Origin of the sequence: Cribrihabitans pelagius, from assembly GCF_048820915.1 — a bacterium.
Lineage (GTDB): Bacteria > Pseudomonadota > Alphaproteobacteria > Rhodobacterales > Rhodobacteraceae > Cribrihabitans_A > Cribrihabitans_A pelagius.
Map to the genome: position 1 here is coordinate 147,508 of NZ_JBMERR010000008.1, position 16,741 is coordinate 164,248.

Here is a 16,741-nt window from a genome sequence, read left to right on the forward strand (position 1 = left end):
CCCGTCATGATTGGACGCCTGAACCACGTTGCCATCGCCGTGCCCGATCTGGAGGCGGCCTCGGCCCAGTACCGCGACGCGCTGGGCGCCAAGGTGGGCGCGCCGCAGGACGAGCCGGATCATGGCGTGACGGTGGTGTTCATCGAGCTTCCCAACACCAAGATCGAGCTGCTCTATCCGCTGGGCGGGAACTCCCCGATCGCGGGCTTCCTGGAAAAGAACCCCTCGGGCGGCATCCACCATGTCTGCTACGAGGTGGAAGACATCCTGGCGGCGCGTGACCACCTGAAGGCGCAGGGCGCGCGGGTGCTGGGCTCGGGCGAGCCCAAGATCGGCGCCCACGGCAAGCCGGTGCTGTTCCTGCATCCGAAGGATTTCAACGGCTGCCTGGTGGAACTCGAACAGGTTTGAGGCTAGAAGCGGCCTGCCCCGGCGGCCGGGGCAGGGCAATAGCAAGGGGTCTGCGCCATGGGCATCACATCCGGACTGGTTCTATACGCGGTGATCTGGTTCCTGACGTTCCTGGTCGTGATCCCGATCCGGCTGGAAACCCAAGGCGACCGGGGCGAGATCGTGCCCGGCACGCACGCGGGCGCGCCGGAGCAGCACCACCTGAAGCGCAAGGCCTGGATTACCACGGGGGTTGCGGCGCTGCTCTGGGCGGTAATTGCGGGGATCATCCTGTCCGGCATCATCTCGGTCAATGATTTTGACTGGATGGACATGATGCCCGATCCGGAGTGATCCGGGGCTCCTGTTCGCACAAGCTGGACCCGAGACCTCCCGCCCGGCGCCGGAAGCATCAAAGATGCCGCTGCGCCCGCTGGGCCGGGCGCCGCGCTGGCGCGCGGCGCGGGGCTGCCCCTGCAGCCGTTCCGCCAGGCCTCAGCCGCGGCGGCTGAGGCTGTGGAAAATATGAGTGAAGGTGGCCGCGCCGAGGATCGGCACCAAGAGATTCACTAGCGGGATCGACAGCGGCATCGCCATCAGTGTGCCAGCGGCCCAGATCGCACCCGCATGGCGGCGGCGCATACGTTTGGCCTCCGCTGTGCCGATGCGGCGGGCGGCGGCGACGGTGAAATATTCCCGCCCCAGCAGAAAGCCGTTCAGGCCCCAGAAGATGAACGGCGCCGCGGGCGGGAACATCAGGTAGAAAATCAGCGCCAGGATATTGGCCCCGATCAGCACGCCGAGAAAGTTCACCGTATCCTTGATGGCCTCCCAAACAGGCACGCTGGCGGCCGGGGGCAGCGCGGGATAGTGCTTGTCCTCCACCGCCTGGGCGACCTGGTCCAGGAACATCGATGTGATCGCCGAGGCCACCGGCACCATCAGGAACACCGACAAGAGCAGCATCACCAGGACCGAGCCCGCCGAGAGGAGGTCATCGAGCCAGGTGACCTCGCCGATGAGCGGAAGAGTGGTTTCCGGCCCCACCAGCCACTGGATCAGCGCGAGGAAAGCGGCATAAGAAACCACCAGAAGCGCCACCGTCAGCGCCAGGCCGAGGAACAGAACCCGGCGGAAGCGGGGATCGCCGGTCTGGCCCAGCGTCTTGAAGAAGGCGTCGAAAATCATTCGGTTACCCATGTGGTAATGGCGGTGACGTCGGGGCGGGGGCGCTCTGGCGGGGCGCTGCGCTCGGTGGCGATGTGGATGATGCCGGCAATGCGCTCGTGCGGCTGCAGCCCGAAGGCGTCGCGGCAGAAGCCCGCGTCGTGACTGGCCCAGCCGCTCAGCCAGTTGGCGCCCCAGCCCGCCGCCAGCGCCGCGTTCAGCAGTGCAAGGCAGGCGGCACCGGCCGAGTAGCTCTGCTCCACCGGCGGCACCTTGGGGCTCTCTCTCTGCACTTCGACCACGACCACTGCGAGTTGACCGAGGTCGAATTGGCTGCAACCCTTGGCGATGTCCTCAGGCGATTTGCCGAGCCGCGCGCCGGCCTCGGCTGTGAGCCGCGACAACCGCGCCATCGCGGGCCGCTCCACCACGATGAAGCGCCAGGGTTCCAGTTTGCCGTGATCGGGCGTGCGCGCCGCGGCGGTCAGGATCGGCAGCAACTCCTCGCGGCTGGGGGCAGGGGCGCCCAGCGTCTTGGCCGGACGCGAGCGGCGCGTCAGCAGAAATTCCAGGGCTGCGTCGTTGCGTGGGGGCATATGTGAAACCTTTTTACATCAGGCGCTGCCAATGTCGGCGGCCCGGAGGGAATTTTCAAGGGGCGCCGGACTGTTGCGGGGCCTTGGGGGCTTTCCGGCGGGTGGCTGGCATGGGGCCTTGCGGGCAGCGCGGCGGTCAGGCGCGGCAGCGGGCTTGGAAGGTCGGGGCTGCAAGGTAGCCGCAGGGGCGGCGAAGTCCATGGCCTTTCCCGCTCTGATGCGGCATCAAGGCGGCATGGCAAGAGCAAAGACGAAAGTCCTGCCGGACTTGTCCCGGCTTTGCATTCCCGGCGCGGAGATCGCGGTGCGGGCCACGCCCAAGGCAGCCCGAAATGCGGTCGCACCGACCGCGCGACGGGTGAAGATCGCCGTTACCGCCGCGCCGGTGAACGGCAGGGCAAACAGTGCCATCCGCCGCCTTCTGGCGGCAGCGATGGGCACCGCGCCCTCCAACCTTGAGCTGCGCCGCGGCGCATCGGCGCGCGACAAGGTGTTTGTCTATTCCGGCCCGTCGCCGGCGGCCTCCCCGTCCTCCGCCACCAGGCGGTAGACACCTTCGGGCAGGTCGAGAGCCGCGGCAAGGTCGCGCACCTGGAGATGCGAAAGGGTGATTTTCTGGACATTCCCGGTGCGCGGATCAAGCTGTTCCACGGTCACGCATTCGGCAAAGGCGTTGATAGTCACGTCTTCCTGCAGCGGCAGGCCGTCTTCATCCACCAGGGTGATGACCGTCGAGTCGAATTCATGTTCGATGGTAAACATGTTCCCAGCCTGCCACCGCAGCCGGGGAACTGGCAAGCGTTCTAATCGTTACCATATGGCACCGGTGCTGCGGCGGACTTCCGCCGGGGGGCGATTGAACCTCCCGCCGCAAGCACGATATTGTGCCGGGAAACGTCAAGAGGATCTGCCATGCGCCGTGTTAGCCGTCTTATGTGTTTGCTTACCTTTGCCGTCAGCGCCTGCAACGTCGCGGTCGTGCCGGGACCGCAGACCGTGCCCGCAGGTGCCGCGCCGAGGGTTCAGGGCATGCCCCCGGGAGAGGCCCGTGCCGCCTTTGCCGCGGTCACGCAGCGGGTGGAGCCGGTAGGCGAGCGTGAATGCCGGGCGCGGACCCAGGGGCTCAACTGCGATTTCCTGATCCGCATCGACCCGAACCCGAATGCCGCGCCCAACGCCTATCAGAGCCTGGACCGCAACGGGCGGCCAGTGATCACCTTCACCCAGCGCATGCTCGGCCAGATTGCCAACCGCGACGAACTGGCCTTCGTGATGTCGCATGAGGTTGCCCACCATGTGCGCGGCCACTTGGCGCGGCAGCAGCAGAATGCCGTGCTCGGCTCGGTGGTCGGCGCTGGCCTCGCCACGATCGCAGGCGCCAGCGGGTCGCAGGTTACCACCGCCCGGGATCTCGGCGCTTCGGTAGGTGCGCGCCGCTACTCCAAGGATTACGAACTGGAGGCGGACGAGCTGGGCACCATCATCACCCACAAGGCGGGCTACCGCCCCAGCGTCGGCGTGCGCTTCTTCAACCGGCTGCCGGATCCGGGCGACCGCTTCCTCGGCACCCACCCGGCCAACCCGGACCGGGTGCGGGTGGTGCAGGCGACGATCCAGGCTAACGGCCTGAACTGAGCATGGCGGCGGTGCCCGGGACCACCCCGAACCGGACGCCCGGCGGGAAACCGGCGCTGACCCGGCTGGGGGTGGTGCTGAGCGACCGCGGCTCGCGCTATGCCGTGTCCGGCGCGCGGGCCGCCTCGCGCGCGGAGGTCGACGCCGTTCTGGCGGAGCTCAAGACGGACCGCGCCTATGCCAAGGCGACTCACAACACCTGGGCCGCGATGCTGCCCGCAGGCGCGCTCAAGGCCGATGACGGCGAAAGCGGCGCCGGAATGGTGATCCTGCGGATGATGGAGCGCGAGGGGCTGGCGGATCACGTCATCATCGTCACCCGCTGGTACGGCGGCAAGAAACTGGGCGGCGACCGCTTCCGCCGGGTGCAGGATGCGGTGCGGGCCTATCTCGAACACCTCGCCACGGAGTTGTGAAAAATCAATTTTCTTTGACCTGAGTCAAATCCCCGCCCGCGGCGCGCCTCTAAGGTGCAGCGGGTATGAATGAAATGGGGGGACCGTGCGATGATTTCATCTTCGAAGCTGAGAAAGCACGCAGGGCTGTTCGACCGGATGGCCGACGCCCAGGGGCTCGACCTGCAGGAGGAGGCCATCGCGGGCCGTCTGCCGTTTGACGAGATAGCGGAAGCGGTGCTGCGCTGCAGCCGCTGCGGCGCCGAGGGCGCGTGCCGCAAATGGCTGGCGGGTGCTCCAGGGCAGAGGCCGCCCCGGAAGAGAGCCGAAGCGCCTGATTTCTGCCGCAACCGCGATCTGCTTGCCTATCTGAACGAACTGCGGGGCTGACCTGCCCCAACCTGCAAAGGAGAGTGCCGATGCAAGCCTTGGGCGCACCGATTCGCTATTTGAAACTTCTCGCCCAGGTGGGGCTGGCTTGCACCGCGGAGTTGCCGGGCTGCGGCACCGCCTCCGTGCAGGCCGGGCTGGCCGGGGGTCGGGCATGAAGGACCTGGCGCGGGAGGCCGAGGCAGAAGAAGGCGCGGCACAGCGCGGCGCGCCCCTGGGCAGTATCTTCCGCCACCTGTGGCTATTGAAGGCGGTTGCCGAGTCGGCAGGCGTCGACCTCAGCGCGGCACTGAAGGACAGGCGGCTGAGCGGGCTGGAGTATGCCCGTATGGTCACTTCCTGCCGCGGCGCGGGCTGCAGCAACCGCTGCGCGCTGTGGCTGTCTGCCGGGCAGGGCGGGAAGGGCACGGTGCCAGCGTTCTGCCCCAGCGCGGAACTGATCGAACGGCTGAAACCCTGATCGCGGCGGCCTCTCACGCCCGTCCGGCTGGATCAGAGCCGGGCGTGGCTGCCGTCGCAAATCGGCCGGTTGCCAGTCTGCTTGCATCCGCAAAAGAACACCTTGGCGTCCCTCTCCGCCTTGTATTTAACCGGCTCCAGCCCGCTGTCCTTGTGCGAGCCGTCACAGAACGGCTGCCGCTGGGACCGACCGCAGGCGCACCAGAAATAGGCCTTCCCGGCCGTCACCTCGACCGGGTAGGGGCCCTTCTGGGCAATTTTCGCATCTGCGCTCATGGTGTTGGCCGCTTCCTGTCAGGAGGTGTTCAGGCAGAAGATAGCGGGATTACAGCGCCAAGGTAGGGGGTTGACTAAAAAAGCCCGCGCAAAAGCGCGGGCCTGAACGTGCAGTCGCTTGCCGGGGTGAGCGCGCCGGTCAGCCCGGCAGGCGCCCCCAGAGATCGTATTCCCCGGCCTCATCGACCTCGACCGTCACCAGCTGGCCCGCTTCCAGCGCCCCGGTGCCCTCGTCGATGAACAAGTTGCCGTCAATTTCGGGCGCGTCGGCTTTGGTGCGGCAGGTTGCGATGCCGTCTTCGTCGATGTCGTCGACAATGACCTGGCAAGTCAGGCCCACCTTGGCCGCCAGCTTGGCTTCCGAGATCGCCTGCGCCTTCTCCATGAAGCGTTCCCAGCGCTCCTGCTTCACCTCTTCCGGCACGTGGTCCGGCAGGTCATTGGAGCGCGCACCCTCAACGTTTTCGTACTTGAAGCAGCCGACCCGGTCGAGCTGCGCCTCGTCCATCCAGTCCAGGAGGTGCTGGAACTCCGCCTCGCTCTCGCCCGGGAAGCCGACGATGAAGGTGGAGCGCAGGGTGATGTCCGGGCATGTTTCGCGCCAGGCACGGATCTCGTCCAGCGTCCTGGCCGCCGCGGCGGGCCGTGCCATGCGGCGCAGCACATCCGGGTGGGCGTGCTGGAAGGGGATGTCCAGATAGGGCAGCAGCGCATTGTCCGGGTCCGCCATCAGCGGGATCAGCTCGCGCACATGCGGATAGGGGTAAACATAGTGCAGCCGCACCCACAAGTCCTGCGGACGGCCAAGCCGCCCGAGTTCCCTTGCGAGGTCCTGAATGTGGCTCCGCACGTCCTCCCCCTTCCACGGATGGGTCGAATACTTACGGTCCAGCCCATAGGCGGAAGTGTCCTGGCTGATCACCAGGAGCTCGCGCACGCCGGCCTCGACTAGCTTTTCCGCCTCGCGCAGCACCGCGTGGACGGGGCGCGACGACAGCTTGCCGCGCATATCCGGGATGATGCAGAACTTGCACTTGTGGTTGCAGCCCTCGGAGATCTTCAGATAGCTGAAGTGCCGCGGCGTGAGCTTCACACCGGCCTCTGGCAGCAGGTCCACAAAGGGGTTCGGCGCGGGCGGGACGGCTGCATGCACCGCGTCCAGCACCTGCTCGTACTGATGCGGGCCGGTGACGGCGAGGATGCGCGGGTGGTGTTCGCGGATATAGTCGGGCTCGGCGCCGAGACAGCCGGTGACGATCACCTTGCCGTTCTCCTTCAACGCCTCGCCGATTGCCTCCAGGCTTTCCGCTTTGGCGCTGTCGAGGAAGCCGCAGGTGTTCACGATCACCGCATCGGCGCCCGCATAATCCGGCGAGACGCCATAGCCCTCGGCCCTGAGCCGGGTCAGGATGCGCTCGCTGTCGACCAGCGCCTTGGGGCAGCCAAGCGAGACCATGCCGAGCGTCGGCTGGCCTGCGCGGGGGGCGTCGCTCAGCTGCAGTTTCGGGGCGAGGTCGGGGCGGAGATCTGGCGGGTTGCTGGTCATGCGCGCGCATATAGCGGCTGCGCGGGCGTTTGGGAATGGAGGATTTTGCAAGGCTGGTGCCCGGGCGGCGGGCCGGGCAGCCTTTGGCGCCGTTAAAAATCCTTCGTCCGGCCGCTGGCACGCAGCGACTGACCTTCCCCTTAGGAAGGCGCTTTGCACCTCGCCAAGGTCAGGCGCTGCCCTCGGCTATGTGCCGAAGCCTTTTCGCCATTGCCAGCAGCCAGCGGCAACGCCTGTTTGACGCATTATCGGGAGCACAACAGTAACCTGCTTCACGGCCGCGCGCTTTGACGTAAGCCGGAACGGCGATGGTGCAAGCTTCAGGAACTATCAGTTTCAGCGTCCTGCCAGTTTCGAAGACCGTGCATTTGTGCCCGCGTACCCGGATTTCTCTGGTACAGAACTGCATAGGAAAACTGCCTTTTCAGCGCTATCCAGGCTTGGCCGGAAAACGTCGTGCATACCTCGGAGCGTGCGCAGGATACCAATGCTGCCACCAGGCATGTCCTCGTCAAACAAGGTCTGCCCGAAGACGAACACTTCTTCTTCCGCCGTGAGATGCACATAGCCGGAAAAATCGGCTCCATCTCTCAGCGGCTGCCTTGCTTGCTGTTCGGCCAATTCTCTGAATACGGCTATTCCATCCTGCGGCCCACGCTGTGGCTGTTGGGAATCTGGGCCATGGGCTTGAGCTTCTCCAGCGTGTTCCCGCTGTTCGGATTCGGGCGCACATTCCCGAAGGAGGAGCTGGGGGCACTGCCCGCCGTCCTGCAATATTTCCCGGGCATCCAGACCGTCGCCGGCTTGCCGCTTCTGTTCTTCGCCGGCCTTGGCCTGCGCCAGCGGTTTAGGCTGCGGTAGAAGAAGCATTTCCGGGCCGCGCGGACCTCGCGAAGGTGTAACCACATCCTGCATTGCACCCCTGCGGCCACGCGGTAAGCTGGAGAAAAGACTCTCCGGGAACGGGGGGCAAGTCATGAGGAGCGGGCCGATGAAGCTGATAACCCGGGTCATCGCGGCAGTGGTGCTGACAGTGACGGTGCTGGCGGGGCTGTTGCTGCTGCTGCCGGGCGAGCGCATCGCGCAGCTGGCTGCCGCGCGGCTTGAGGCGCAGACAGGGCGCACGCTGACCTTTGGCGGCGACGTGGAGCTGTCTTTCTGGCCCGTGCTCGGCATCAAGGCCGATGCGGTGAGCCTGTCGAACGCGGAGTGGGCCGGGTCCGAGCCCTTCCTGCGGGCCGAGCGGCTGACCATCGCGATGGAGCCCGCCGCACTTCTGCGCGGCGATGTGCGGATCACCGGCCTCTCGGCCATCCTGCCGCATCTGAACCTGCAGACCCGCGAGAACGGCACCGGGAATTGGCAGTTCGGCTCTGCTGCCGGGAAGGCCACGGGACAGGACACGGATCAGGACCCTGGGCAGGGCGCGGATGCGGGCGGGGCGGCGCGGCCGGTGCTGATCGAAAACATGGAGCTGACAGGGGCCTCGCTCCGCTATGCTGCCCATGGCAAACCTCCGGTCACGCTGGACAATATCGACCTGACGCTAGACTGGCCGGACCGGGATCAGGCGGCACAGGCGCGGCTGACCCTGCGCCCGGCTGGCGCGCCGGTCCGGGTGAATGCCGCAGTGCAGGACTTTGCCAGTTTCCTCAGCGGTGCCACCGCGCCGCTGGATGCGACGCTCACCGCGCCCGGCGGCACTCTGCGCTTCTTCGGCACCGCGGCTATTGACGGCGCGGCACAGGGGCGGCTGACGGCAGACACCGCTGATGCGGTGGCGTTTGCCCGGGTCCTCGGTGTGCCGGCGGCCAGGCTGCCCGAGGACGTCTCCCTGCCTGCCACGCTGTCGTCCGAGGCGACTTTCCATAGTGGCGGCCTGCTGGCGCTGCGCGATCTGCGCACAGAGGTAGCGGGCAACCGGCTAACCGGGGCGGCCGACATCGAGCCCGGCGCGGTGCCGCGTATCACCGCCCGCCTGAACGGCGGCGCGCTGGATGTTTCGGACCTGCTGCTTCGGCTGACCGGGCAGGGCAGTGCGCAAGATGAAGGGGCGGCCCCTTCCGGCTCGGGCGCGCGGCTGGCGCGCGGCTGGCCCGAGACCCCCATCGACGCCGGCTTTCTGGCGCTGGCGGATGGCACGCTCGATCTCAGCTTCGAAAGCCTCGACACCGGCGGCGTGACGCTTGGCGCCAGCCGCCTCACCCTCACCAACGAACGCGCCCGCGCTGTGCTGCAGCTGCAACCGGCAGCAGCCTTTGGCGGCAAACTGCGCGGCGAACTGGTGCTCAACAACCGCAGCGGGTTGTCGGCCGGCGGCAACCTCGCCTTTGAGAACATCCGGCTTGAACGCGCGCTGGGCGAGCTTCTGGGGGTCGGCAACCTGAGCAGCCTGGCGGACGGCGAGCTGGAGTTCCTCGGCAGCGGCGCCTCGGTTGCGGAGATCATGCACACGCTCAGCGGCAAGGGGAGGGTCGCGGCGGGCAGGGGGTTCTTCAGTGGTTTCGACCTGGAAGAGCTGATGCGCAGCGGCCGCGGCAATGGCGGCAGCACCCTGTTTGACAGCTTGAGCGCCAGCTTCACCATCAAGTACGGCGTGCTGCGCAACTCTGACCTGGTGATGCGGCTCAAGCAGCTGTCCATCTTCGGGGCCGGCCAGGTGGGGCTTGGCGCGCGCACCCTGAATTACACTTTCACCCCGGCGCTGGAGCGAGCCGGCGTCCGGCTGCTCACCATCCCGGTCCGCGTCACCGGCCCCTGGCACGATCCGGAGATCCGCCCGGATCTTGCGCGGGCCACGGCGCCGGAGTTCGACGAACTGAAGGACGTGATCGAGGAGAAGGCCAAGGACAAGCTGCGCCGGAAGCTGAACGAGGAGCTGCGGCTTGAGCTTCCGTCCGGCCCCGCGAATGCAGGGCCCTCCGCACCTCTGGCTATCCCCGGTCAGGCGCCGGCTGCCAGCGCGCCTCCGGTGCAGGACCTGAACCGGATCCTGAAAGAGCGTATCGAGCAGGAAGCGCGCGAGCAGCTGCAACGCCTGCTTGGCGGCAACTGAGCCCTGCGAGGGCACCTCCAAGCCTGCGGCCGGGTCAAGGAGGGCCGGAGGCCCCCGGGCTGCGCCCGGCGTGTCCTTGACGCGGCCGCAGGCGCCATACACTGGATGTGGCGCAGGTAAGGGCAGAATTGCCCTTACATCGCTTCTCAGCGCAAAAAAGCGCCCGCCGAAGGCGGGCGCGGATCGCCTGCGTCAGCAGGCGAAAAACCTTGTGCAAACCGGATCAAATGGTCTGATCGTAGTCGCCCACCTGCGGCTCGGTGCGGATCACCGCGTCGATACCTGCAAAGATCGCGCGCATCTCGTCTTCGCTTTCCGAGCTTTCGCAAACCACCACCAGGTTCGGCGTATTCGAGGACGCCCGCACCAGCCCCCAGGAGCCGTTGTCCAGGATCACCCGGGCACCGTTCACGGTGACGACCTCCTTGATCGCGCGGCCGGCAAAACCGTCGCCCGCCTCGTGCTTGGCCACCAGTTTCTGCACCAGCCGCTCCAGAACGCTGTATTTCTCGGTATCGGCACAGTGGGGCGACATGGTCGGGGTCGACCAGGTCTTCGGCAGGGCCTTGCGCATGTCCGACATCTTCATGTCCGGGTTGCGGTCCAGCATCTTGCAGATCTCCACCGCCACCCGCATGCCGCAGTCATAGCCGCGGCCCACCGGTTCGGCGAGGAAGTAGTGGCCGGATTTTTCGAATCCCGCCAGAGCGCCGATTTCCTTCACCCGGCGCTTCATGTGGCTGTGGCCGGTCTTCCAGTAGTCCGCCTTTACGCCGTTCTTCTGCAGCTCCGGGTCGGAGGCGAAGAGGCCGGTGGATTTCACATCCGCCACGAAGGTCGAGCCGGGGTGCAGTTTGCTGAGATCGCGCGCCATGATCACGCCCACCTTGTCGGCAAAGATTTCCTCGCCCTCGTCGTCCACCACGCCGCAGCGGTCGCCGTCGCCGTCAAAGCCAAGCGCCAGATCGGCGCCCGAAGCCTTCACCGACGCGGACATGTCATGCAGCATCTCCATCGCTTCGGGGTTGGGGTTGTAATGCGGGAAGGTGTAGTCGAGCCGGTTGTGGCTTTCGACCACCTCCACGCCGATGCGCTTGAACAGCTCGGGCGCAAAGGCCGAGGCGGTGCCGTTGCCGGTGGCGCAGACCACCTTCAAGGGGCGGGACATTTTGAAATCTCCCACCAGGTCGTCGATATAGGCTTCTTTCACGCCATCCACGAATTCGTATGAGCCGCCCGGCCGCGCCACGCCTTCGCCGTTCAGCACGATATCGCGCAGCTCCCCCATCTCGTCCGGGCCATGGGTCAGCGGCCGGTCAAAGCCCATCTTGACACCGGTCCAGCCGTTCGGGTTGTGGCTGGCGGTGACCATGGCAACCGCCGGCACATCCAGATGGAACTGGGCGAAATAGGCCATCGGCGACAGCGCCGGGCCGATGTCCTTGACCTCGATCCCCGCCTGCATCAGGCCGAGGATCAGCGCGTTCTTGATCGTCAGCGAATAGTCGCGGTAGTCGTTGCCGACCGCGATCACCGGTTCGATGCCGCGCTTGCGGATCTGGGTGCCGAGCCCCAGGCCCAGTGCGGTCATGCCGGGGAGGTTGATTTCCTCGGGGTATTTCCAGCGTGCGTCATATTCGCGGAAGCCCGTGGGCGTGATCATCGCGTCGCGCAGGAAGCTCCAGGTGTTCGGGGTCACCTCAGGCAGCGGTTTGTTCATCACAAATACTCTTCCTTGAAATCAGATACGGATCGGGTCGGCTTTTGCCAGCGCATCGAAACGCATCAATGTGTCGATCAGCTGCGGCATTTGGTCGAGATAGATCATGTTGGGCCCATCGGAGGGCGCATTGTCCGGGTCCTGGTGGGTTTCGATGAAGACCGCGGCAATGCCCAGTGATACCGCGGCGCGCGCCATCAAGGGCGCGAATTCGCGCTGCCCGCCGGTGGAGCCGCCCTTGCCGCCGGGCTGCTGCACGGAATGGGTGGCGTCCATCACCACCGGGTAGCCGCCCTGCGCCATCTGCGGCAGCGACCGCATGTCGGCCACCAGCGTGTTGTAGCCAAAAGAGGTGCCGCGTTCGGTCAGCAGGATCTTGTCGTTGCCGGTGCTTTCCACCTTGGAGACCACATTGGCCATGTCCCAGGGCGCCAGGAACTGGCCTTTCTTGATGTTCACCGCCTTTCCGGTGCGGCCCGCGGCCAGCAGCATGTCGGTCTGGCGGCACAGGAAGGCCGGGATCTGCAGGATGTCGACGGCTTCGGCCGCCACTGCGCATTGCGCCTCGGTATGCACATCGGTCAGCACCGGCACATCGAATTCGCGCCGGATCGTGTCCAGCACCTTGAGCCCCTCGTCGATGCCGAGCCCGCGCTTGCCCGAGAGCGAGGTGCGGTTGGCCTTGTCGTAGGAGGCCTTGAACACGAACTGCGCACCGGCCTTTTCGCAGGCTTCTTTCACGGACCCGGCAATCATCCGGGCGTGATCCGCGGTTTCCAGCTGGCAGGGACCGGCGATGACGGTCAGCGGACGGTCATTGCCGATGGAGAGGCCGGCGATATCGATGTTCTTCATGGGGTTTCCGATGGGGCTTCCGATAGCGTTACGAGGAGACCTGCTCGCGCAGGATGGACGCGGTCAGGGAACACATCAGATAGATACCGGAAAAGATCAGGAAAGCCAAAACGGTATTCTCGAACTTGCGCGGATAGGAGGGCTCCTGGCTCGCCACGGGCTCAACCGCAGTGGTCAGGTAGCGCACCTGCCGGTTGGCCTCCAGCCGCGTGGTTTCCACCTGCTGCAAGGCCGATTGCAGCATCAGGTCGCGGGTGGCAAGGTCGGCCTGGGCCATCTGGATCTGAATGCGCAGGTTGGCGAGCGAGTTTTCGCCGGCCGAAGCATCGATCATCCGGTTGTTGAGGTTCTCGATCACCTGCTCCAGCCGTGCGATGTCGGCTTCGGCGCCCGAGACCTTGGCCCGGTTGGGGCGGGCGTTGTCCATCAGCGCCGCCAGCTCCAGCCGCTTTTCCTCGAGCTGGACCTCGAAGGTGCTGATCTGCGCCCGCAGGGCCGCCACCACGCCTTCGGGGTCGAGCACCGAGCCCTGCTGCTGCAGCACCACCAGCTGCTCCTGTGCTGCGCGGCGCTGGGCTTCGGCGTCGGCCAGGGCGGTTTCAGCCTCGGACATCTGGTCTGTGCGCTTCTGGTGGGAGAGGCTGTTCACCTTTTCCTGCGCGTAGGAGATCAGCTTGCGCGAGAAGCCGGCAGCCGCTTGCGGGTCGGCAGCCGAAACCTCCATCCGCACCACGCCTTCGGTCGGGTCATAGCCGATCTTCACGTTGCGCGAATAGGCGGCATAGGCTTCCTCGTTCGTGGGCGCGGGGTCCAGCCGCTGGATCGGGTCGATCCAGTCTTGGGTGAAATGCGCCTTGAACCCGGCCTCGCGGTCGAGCCGCAGCATCGCCTCCTTCGATTGCAGAAAGCTCTGCACCGCAATCGAATCCTGGCTGGTGGCAAATTGCGTCCCGCTCAGCAATCCGCCGACGCCGCCGCCGGCACTGTCAGCCTTCAGCACAAGGAACTCCGAGTTGGAGGAGTACATCGGCGTCGCAACTTCGTAGAAGTAGTACCCCGCGCCCAGGGTCGGGACCAGCACGAAGAACGACAGCCGCGCCGCCAGCATCGACAGCTTGCGGCGGCGGCGGCGGGTAATGCCGCTCTGGATCTTCTGGATCTCCTGAGCCCGCCGTTCCGCCGGGCTGAGCTCTGCCGAAGGCAGCGTGGTCTTGCCCGCAGGCACGGTCTGCGGCAGCTGCACCCGGCCCGGCGCTGCCGGGCTGCCGGGCGGCTGTGCGGTGTTCTGCGGCACCACCAGTTCCAGCATGTTGGCGCGCTTGAACGGGTCGATGCCGCGGGCGCGCAGCATGTGCACCGCCTCGAAGTCCGAGGCAGCGGGAAGGTTGTGCTTCTGCGCCATCCGCCGTGCCAGCCGCAGCTGGCGGCCGGTCAGCCCTTCCTTGCGGATATCGGAAAGATCCTTCTCCAGCTTGGTTTCGCCGGCGGGGCTGACCAGGCCGGTGAGTGCTTTGGGCGCCATCTGCGGCTTCGGTGCTGCGCTGCTGGCCGGAGTGTCCGCCGGGCTGCGGGCGGGACTGCTGGCGGGCGGGGCCGGGGGCGATTGCGCAACCTCGCGGGGCGGAGCTTGCGGCGGCATGGAAGAGCGCGCCTCGGGCTGCGGGGCAGGTTTCGGCACGGGGCGTGCTACCGCCAGCCCGGCCTCCGGGGGCGCCGGCCGGGCTGGCGCCGCGGGCTTCTGCTCCGCAGCCGCAGGGCCGGACGATGCCGGTGCCGCAGCCGCCGCGGCAGCCGAGGGGCTGCGGCGGATGCGGAATTTCCTAGCTCTCGGTTTCGTAGTCATAGAGCTGTTTCGCTTCTTCCAAAGTGTCGAACATATGCAGCTGGCCCTGCAGCAGAACCGCCGCCGACCGCGCGAATTTCTCCAGCGTCTTCGCCTGGTGGGAGACGATGATGATGGTGGTGGTCTGCAGCCGCTCCTTCAGGATCTCGCCGGCCTTGCGGTTGAACTCCACATCCGTGGTGCTCGGCATGCCCTCGTCGATCAGGTAGATGTCGAAATCCAGCGCCAGCATCAAGGAGAAGCTGAACCGCGCCCGCATCCCCGAGGAATAAGTGCCGAGCGGCTGGTCGAAGTACTCCCGCAGCCCGCAGAGCCAGCGGCAGTAGGCCTCCACGTAGTCGGGGTCGAGTCCGTAGAGCTTGGCGATGTAGCGGCTGTTCTCCATCGCCGAAAGGCGGCTGACGACGCCGCCCATGAAGCCGAGCGGGAAGGAGACCTTGCAGTTGCGGCGGATCTCTCCTTCGTCGGGTTTTTCCAGCCCCGCCATCATGTTGATCAGCGTGGTCTTGCCAGTGCCGTTGGGGGCGAGAATACCCAGCGAGCGCCCGGCCTCTACCCGGAAGGAGACCCGGTCCAGGATCACCTTGCGCTGGGTGCCGGTCCAAAAGGACTTGCTGACATTCTCAAACTCGAGCATCGCTGGTTCCGGTGCTGCCCTTCGGCCCGCTGGCGGGGCGCTTGCTGCCTCTTGCTGCGCAGGCCTCTCACGGGACCCGCCGGGTCTTCCTATCAAACGAGAGTTAAGGGGCTACGCCGCGATTTGGGCTTTATTATGTCGAATTGTGACGTAATTGATCAATGAAGTTTTAACCATGATGCCGCGGCAGGAGCAGCCGGGATCACGCAGCGTCATACACCGGAGTGGGCCGGGAAACGGCCAGGAGATCGCAATGGACACATCCGACGCCACGACAGCGAAGGCGCTGAAGCGCAGCATCCGCGCCTGCCGGATCTGCGCGGACCGCTTTGCCGCCACCGCCACGGCGCACGCGCCGCGCCCGGTGGTCTGGTTCCGGCCCTCGGCACGGATCCTGATCGCGGGCCAGGCGCCAGGGGCGCGGGTGCACGAAAGCGGACGCCCCTTCACCGATGCCTCTGGCGACCGGCTGCGCGCCTGGCTCGGGCTTTCGGAGGCGGAGTTCTACGACAAGGACCGCGTCGCGATCGTGCCAACGGCCTTCTGCTTTCCCGGCTACAGCCGCCAGAAGGCCGACCTGCCGCCGCCCCCGGTCTGCGCCCGGACCTGGCACCACCAGGTGATGGCCTGCTTGCCGGACCTGCGGCTGACGGTGCTTGTGGGCGGGGCGGCGCAGCGTTATCACCTTGGCACCAAGGCGCCGGTCGGCGAGGTGGTGCGCAACTGGCGCGCACATGCGCCGCAGGTTTTCCCGCTGCCGCATCCCTCCTGGCGCAACACCGGGTGGCTGAAGCAGAACCCATGGTTCGAAAGTGATGTGCTGCCCGCGCTGCGCGCCCGGGTGAAGGAGCTGATGCGATGAGCGAAGAAACCCCCTTGGACCAGGCCCATGCGGCGATGGAGACCGCCGGAAGCGACGCCGCGCGGCTGCGGTTCTACGAACAGCTGGGCGACAGCGAGCTGTTCCTGCTGCTGGCGGCCGAGGCCGGGAGCGAGACGATCTCGCCTGAGCTCTTCGAGACGCCGGAGGGCCGTTTCGTGCTGGTGTTCGACCGCGAAGAGCGGCTGGCGCAGTTTGCAGGCCGGGCAGTGCCCTATGCCGGGCTCACGGGGCGGATGGCGGCGCAAATGCTGGCCGGGCAGGGGATAGGCCTTGGCCTGAACCTCGAGGTCGCGCCCTCGTCCCTGCTGCTGCCAGCCGAGGCAGTGGACTGGCTCAACCACACGCTGGGCCATGCGCCGGATGAGGTTGAGGCCCGTATCGAATCCTTCCTGCCGCCTGCGGGCCTGCCCGGGGCGCTCCTGTCCGCGCTGGAGGGCAAGCTGGCCTCGGCCGGCGGGCTGGCGCAGGCGGCCTATCTCGCCGGGGTGCGCTATGCCGGCGGCGGGCAGGGGCATCTCCTGGGTTTTGTCGGCGCCGCCGAGGGGGCGCGCGCGCCGCTGGCCAAGGCGGCGGGCGAGGCGCTTACCTTCTCGGGGGTTGAGGCAGGGGCGATGGATGTGGGCTTCTTCGAAGCGGAAGAGCCCGCCGCCGCCAGCCTGGCCCGGGCCGGGCTCCGGTTTGAGCTGCCCGCGCCGCCCGAGCCGAAGGTGCGGACGGCCGAGGTGCCTGGCAGCAACCCCGACAAGCCGCCGCGCCTGCGCTGAGCCGGGCAGCTTGCGGTTTCGCGGCGTGGCTGCAGGGATAATCCGCGGCATGCGGTCCCCTCCAGCGCGCTCCGGCGCCTTTGAACAGGCACCGTTCCGGTTGGGCGGGGCGCAAATTTGCCGGAAGGGA

The 16,741-nt window shown here is 66.7% G+C and carries 20 protein-coding genes; 11 read left to right on the top strand and 9 right to left on the bottom strand.

The annotated features are described in order from the left end of the window. Positions 1–6 precede the first annotated feature (6 nt). Positions 7–411: a methylmalonyl-CoA epimerase gene (gene mce / locus ACOHX0_RS09420; RefSeq protein WP_420676421.1), complete on the top strand. Its 405-nt coding sequence runs from the start codon at positions 7–9 to the stop codon at positions 409–411. 57 nt (positions 412–468) lie between these two features. Further along, positions 469–744, top strand: coding sequence for a DUF1467 family protein (locus ACOHX0_RS09425; protein ID WP_420676422.1), 276 nt, complete (start codon positions 469–471; stop codon positions 742–744). Positions 745–885: 141 nt separating this feature from the next. Here the strand turns inward: ACOHX0_RS09425 and ACOHX0_RS09430 are convergent, their stop codons facing one another. Together ACOHX0_RS09430 and ACOHX0_RS09435 are read right to left on the bottom strand one after the other, a co-directional pair. Next, complete coding sequence (locus ACOHX0_RS09430; RefSeq protein WP_420676423.1) at positions 886–1,578, bottom strand: EI24 domain-containing protein; 693 nt, start codon at positions 1,576–1,578, stop codon at positions 886–888. Beyond that, the gene (locus ACOHX0_RS09435) at positions 1,575–2,153 is read right to left on the bottom strand and encodes a nitroreductase family protein (RefSeq protein ID WP_420676424.1); all 579 of its coding nucleotides are present in this window, start codon (positions 2,151–2,153) and stop codon (positions 1,575–1,577) included. Before ACOHX0_RS09435 ends, ACOHX0_RS09430 begins: the two co-directional genes overlap by 4 nt. 235 nt (positions 2,154–2,388) lie before the next feature. On the opposite strand from ACOHX0_RS09435, the gene ACOHX0_RS09440 reads away from it, so the two are divergent. Further along, entirely contained in the window at positions 2,389–2,703 is a 315-nt protein-coding gene (locus ACOHX0_RS09440; protein ID WP_420676425.1) for a DUF167 domain-containing protein, read from the top strand. Here ACOHX0_RS09440 and ACOHX0_RS09445 read toward each other — a convergent pair. After that, positions 2,652–2,915, bottom strand: coding sequence for a hypothetical protein (locus ACOHX0_RS09445; protein WP_420676426.1), 264 nt, complete (start codon positions 2,913–2,915; stop codon positions 2,652–2,654). The two genes, ACOHX0_RS09440 and ACOHX0_RS09445, sit on opposite strands and share 52 nt — an antisense overlap. A gap of 150 nt (positions 2,916–3,065) precedes the next feature. Between ACOHX0_RS09445 and ACOHX0_RS09450 the strand changes: the two genes are divergently transcribed. From ACOHX0_RS09450 to ACOHX0_RS09465, 4 genes are all read left to right on the top strand, one after another. After that, positions 3,066–3,788 carry a M48 family metalloprotease gene (locus ACOHX0_RS09450; protein WP_420676427.1) on the top strand — a complete coding sequence of 241 codons (723 nt, stop codon included), beginning with the start codon at positions 3,066–3,068 and terminating at the stop codon, positions 3,786–3,788. Between the two features lie 11 nt (positions 3,789–3,799). Further along, positions 3,800–4,204, top strand: a complete 405-nt coding sequence (locus ACOHX0_RS09455; protein ID WP_420676428.1) for a YigZ family protein — start codon at positions 3,800–3,802, stop codon at positions 4,202–4,204. Positions 4,205–4,294: 90 nt separating this feature from the next. Next, entirely contained in the window at positions 4,295–4,573 is a 279-nt protein-coding gene (locus tag ACOHX0_RS09460) for a DUF6455 family protein (protein ID WP_420676429.1), read from the top strand. A gap of 154 nt (positions 4,574–4,727) precedes the next feature. Then, on the top strand, positions 4,728–5,033 hold the full coding sequence (locus ACOHX0_RS09465) for a DUF6455 family protein (RefSeq protein WP_420676430.1): 306 nt from the start codon (positions 4,728–4,730) through the stop codon (positions 5,031–5,033). A gap of 32 nt (positions 5,034–5,065) precedes the next feature. On the opposite strand, the gene ACOHX0_RS09470 is transcribed toward ACOHX0_RS09465, so the two are convergent. Further along, complete coding sequence (locus tag ACOHX0_RS09470) at positions 5,066–5,308, bottom strand: CDGSH iron-sulfur domain-containing protein (protein ID WP_420676431.1); 243 nt, start codon at positions 5,306–5,308, stop codon at positions 5,066–5,068. Positions 5,309–5,447: 139 nt separating this feature from the next. Continuing rightward, on the bottom strand, positions 5,448–6,854 hold the full coding sequence (gene rimO / locus ACOHX0_RS09475; protein WP_420676432.1) for a 30S ribosomal protein S12 methylthiotransferase RimO: 1,407 nt from the start codon (positions 6,852–6,854) through the stop codon (positions 5,448–5,450). 456 nt (positions 6,855–7,310) lie between these two features. On the opposite strand from rimO, the gene ACOHX0_RS09480 reads away from it, so the two are divergent. Beyond that, entirely contained in the window at positions 7,311–7,715 is a 405-nt protein-coding gene (locus ACOHX0_RS09480) for a hypothetical protein (protein ID WP_420676433.1), read from the top strand. Positions 7,716–7,845: 130 nt separating this feature from the next. Beyond that, positions 7,846–9,909, top strand: coding sequence for an AsmA family protein (locus ACOHX0_RS09485; protein ID WP_420676434.1), 2,064 nt, complete (start codon positions 7,846–7,848; stop codon positions 9,907–9,909). Between the two features lie 223 nt (positions 9,910–10,132). On the opposite strand, the gene ACOHX0_RS09490 is transcribed toward ACOHX0_RS09485, so the two are convergent. The 4 genes from ACOHX0_RS09490 to ACOHX0_RS09505 are packed head-to-tail and all read right to left on the bottom strand — an operon-like array spanning position 10,133 to position 14,964. After that, positions 10,133–11,629 carry a phosphomannomutase/phosphoglucomutase gene (locus ACOHX0_RS09490; RefSeq protein ID WP_420676435.1) on the bottom strand — a complete coding sequence of 499 codons (1,497 nt, stop codon included), beginning with the start codon at positions 11,627–11,629 and terminating at the stop codon, positions 10,133–10,135. A 21-nt stretch (positions 11,630–11,650) separates the two neighbouring features. Continuing rightward, positions 11,651–12,484, bottom strand: a complete 834-nt coding sequence (kdsA, locus tag ACOHX0_RS09495; protein ID WP_420676436.1) for a 3-deoxy-8-phosphooctulonate synthase — start codon at positions 12,482–12,484, stop codon at positions 11,651–11,653. A gap of 28 nt (positions 12,485–12,512) precedes the next feature. Then, positions 12,513–14,327, bottom strand: a complete 1,815-nt coding sequence (locus ACOHX0_RS09500; RefSeq protein ID WP_420676437.1) for a KpsE/RkpR family capsule polysaccharide export protein — start codon at positions 14,325–14,327, stop codon at positions 12,513–12,515. Next, the gene (locus ACOHX0_RS09505; protein ID WP_420676438.1) at positions 14,305–14,964 is read right to left on the bottom strand and encodes an ABC transporter ATP-binding protein; all 660 of its coding nucleotides are present in this window, start codon (positions 14,962–14,964) and stop codon (positions 14,305–14,307) included. The genes ACOHX0_RS09500 and ACOHX0_RS09505 overlap by 23 nt, the downstream gene beginning before the upstream one ends. A gap of 253 nt (positions 14,965–15,217) precedes the next feature. Between ACOHX0_RS09505 and ACOHX0_RS09510 the strand changes: the two genes are divergently transcribed. Beyond that, entirely contained in the window at positions 15,218–15,826 is a 609-nt protein-coding gene (locus tag ACOHX0_RS09510; RefSeq protein WP_420676439.1) for a uracil-DNA glycosylase family protein, read from the top strand. Then, the gene (locus tag ACOHX0_RS09515) at positions 15,823–16,611 is read left to right on the top strand and encodes an SseB family protein (protein WP_420676440.1); all 789 of its coding nucleotides are present in this window, start codon (positions 15,823–15,825) and stop codon (positions 16,609–16,611) included. Before ACOHX0_RS09510 ends, ACOHX0_RS09515 begins: the two co-directional genes overlap by 4 nt. Positions 16,612–16,741 lie beyond the last annotated feature (130 nt).

What these genes read in the sequence shown, in the direction of transcription:
- ACOHX0_RS09485 (WP_420676434.1), top strand. Translation starts at nt 7,846, where the DNA reads ATGAAGCTGATAACCCGGGTCATCGCGGCAGTGGTGCTGACAGTGACG.
- ACOHX0_RS09500 (WP_420676437.1), bottom strand. Translation starts at nt 14,327, where the DNA reads ATGACTACGAAACCGAGAGCTAGGAAATTCCGCATCCGCCGCAGCCCC.
- ACOHX0_RS09490 (WP_420676435.1), bottom strand. Translation starts at nt 11,629, where the DNA reads ATGAACAAACCGCTGCCTGAGGTGACCCCGAACACCTGGAGCTTCCTG.
- ACOHX0_RS09430 (WP_420676423.1), bottom strand. Translation starts at nt 1,578, where the DNA reads ATGATTTTCGACGCCTTCTTCAAGACGCTGGGCCAGACCGGCGATCCC.
- ACOHX0_RS09425 (WP_420676422.1), top strand. Translation starts at nt 469, where the DNA reads ATGGGCATCACATCCGGACTGGTTCTATACGCGGTGATCTGGTTCCTG.
- ACOHX0_RS09510 (WP_420676439.1), top strand. Translation starts at nt 15,218, where the DNA reads ATGGACACATCCGACGCCACGACAGCGAAGGCGCTGAAGCGCAGCATC.
- ACOHX0_RS09465 (WP_420676430.1), top strand. Translation starts at nt 4,728, where the DNA reads ATGAAGGACCTGGCGCGGGAGGCCGAGGCAGAAGAAGGCGCGGCACAG.
- ACOHX0_RS09450 (WP_420676427.1), top strand. Translation starts at nt 3,066, where the DNA reads ATGCGCCGTGTTAGCCGTCTTATGTGTTTGCTTACCTTTGCCGTCAGC.
- ACOHX0_RS09435 (WP_420676424.1), bottom strand. Translation starts at nt 2,153, where the DNA reads ATGCCCCCACGCAACGACGCAGCCCTGGAATTTCTGCTGACGCGCCGC.
- ACOHX0_RS09515 (WP_420676440.1), top strand. Translation starts at nt 15,823, where the DNA reads ATGAGCGAAGAAACCCCCTTGGACCAGGCCCATGCGGCGATGGAGACC.
- ACOHX0_RS09460 (WP_420676429.1), top strand. Translation starts at nt 4,295, where the DNA reads ATGATTTCATCTTCGAAGCTGAGAAAGCACGCAGGGCTGTTCGACCGG.
- ACOHX0_RS09470 (WP_420676431.1), bottom strand. Translation starts at nt 5,308, where the DNA reads ATGAGCGCAGATGCGAAAATTGCCCAGAAGGGCCCCTACCCGGTCGAG.
- mce (WP_420676421.1), top strand. Translation starts at nt 7, where the DNA reads ATGATTGGACGCCTGAACCACGTTGCCATCGCCGTGCCCGATCTGGAG.
- ACOHX0_RS09445 (WP_420676426.1), bottom strand. Translation starts at nt 2,915, where the DNA reads ATGTTTACCATCGAACATGAATTCGACTCGACGGTCATCACCCTGGTG.
- ACOHX0_RS09505 (WP_420676438.1), bottom strand. Translation starts at nt 14,964, where the DNA reads ATGCTCGAGTTTGAGAATGTCAGCAAGTCCTTTTGGACCGGCACCCAG.
- kdsA (WP_420676436.1), bottom strand. Translation starts at nt 12,484, where the DNA reads ATGAAGAACATCGATATCGCCGGCCTCTCCATCGGCAATGACCGTCCG.
- rimO (WP_420676432.1), bottom strand. Translation starts at nt 6,854, where the DNA reads ATGACCAGCAACCCGCCAGATCTCCGCCCCGACCTCGCCCCGAAACTG.
- ACOHX0_RS09440 (WP_420676425.1), top strand. Translation starts at nt 2,389, where the DNA reads ATGGCAAGAGCAAAGACGAAAGTCCTGCCGGACTTGTCCCGGCTTTGC.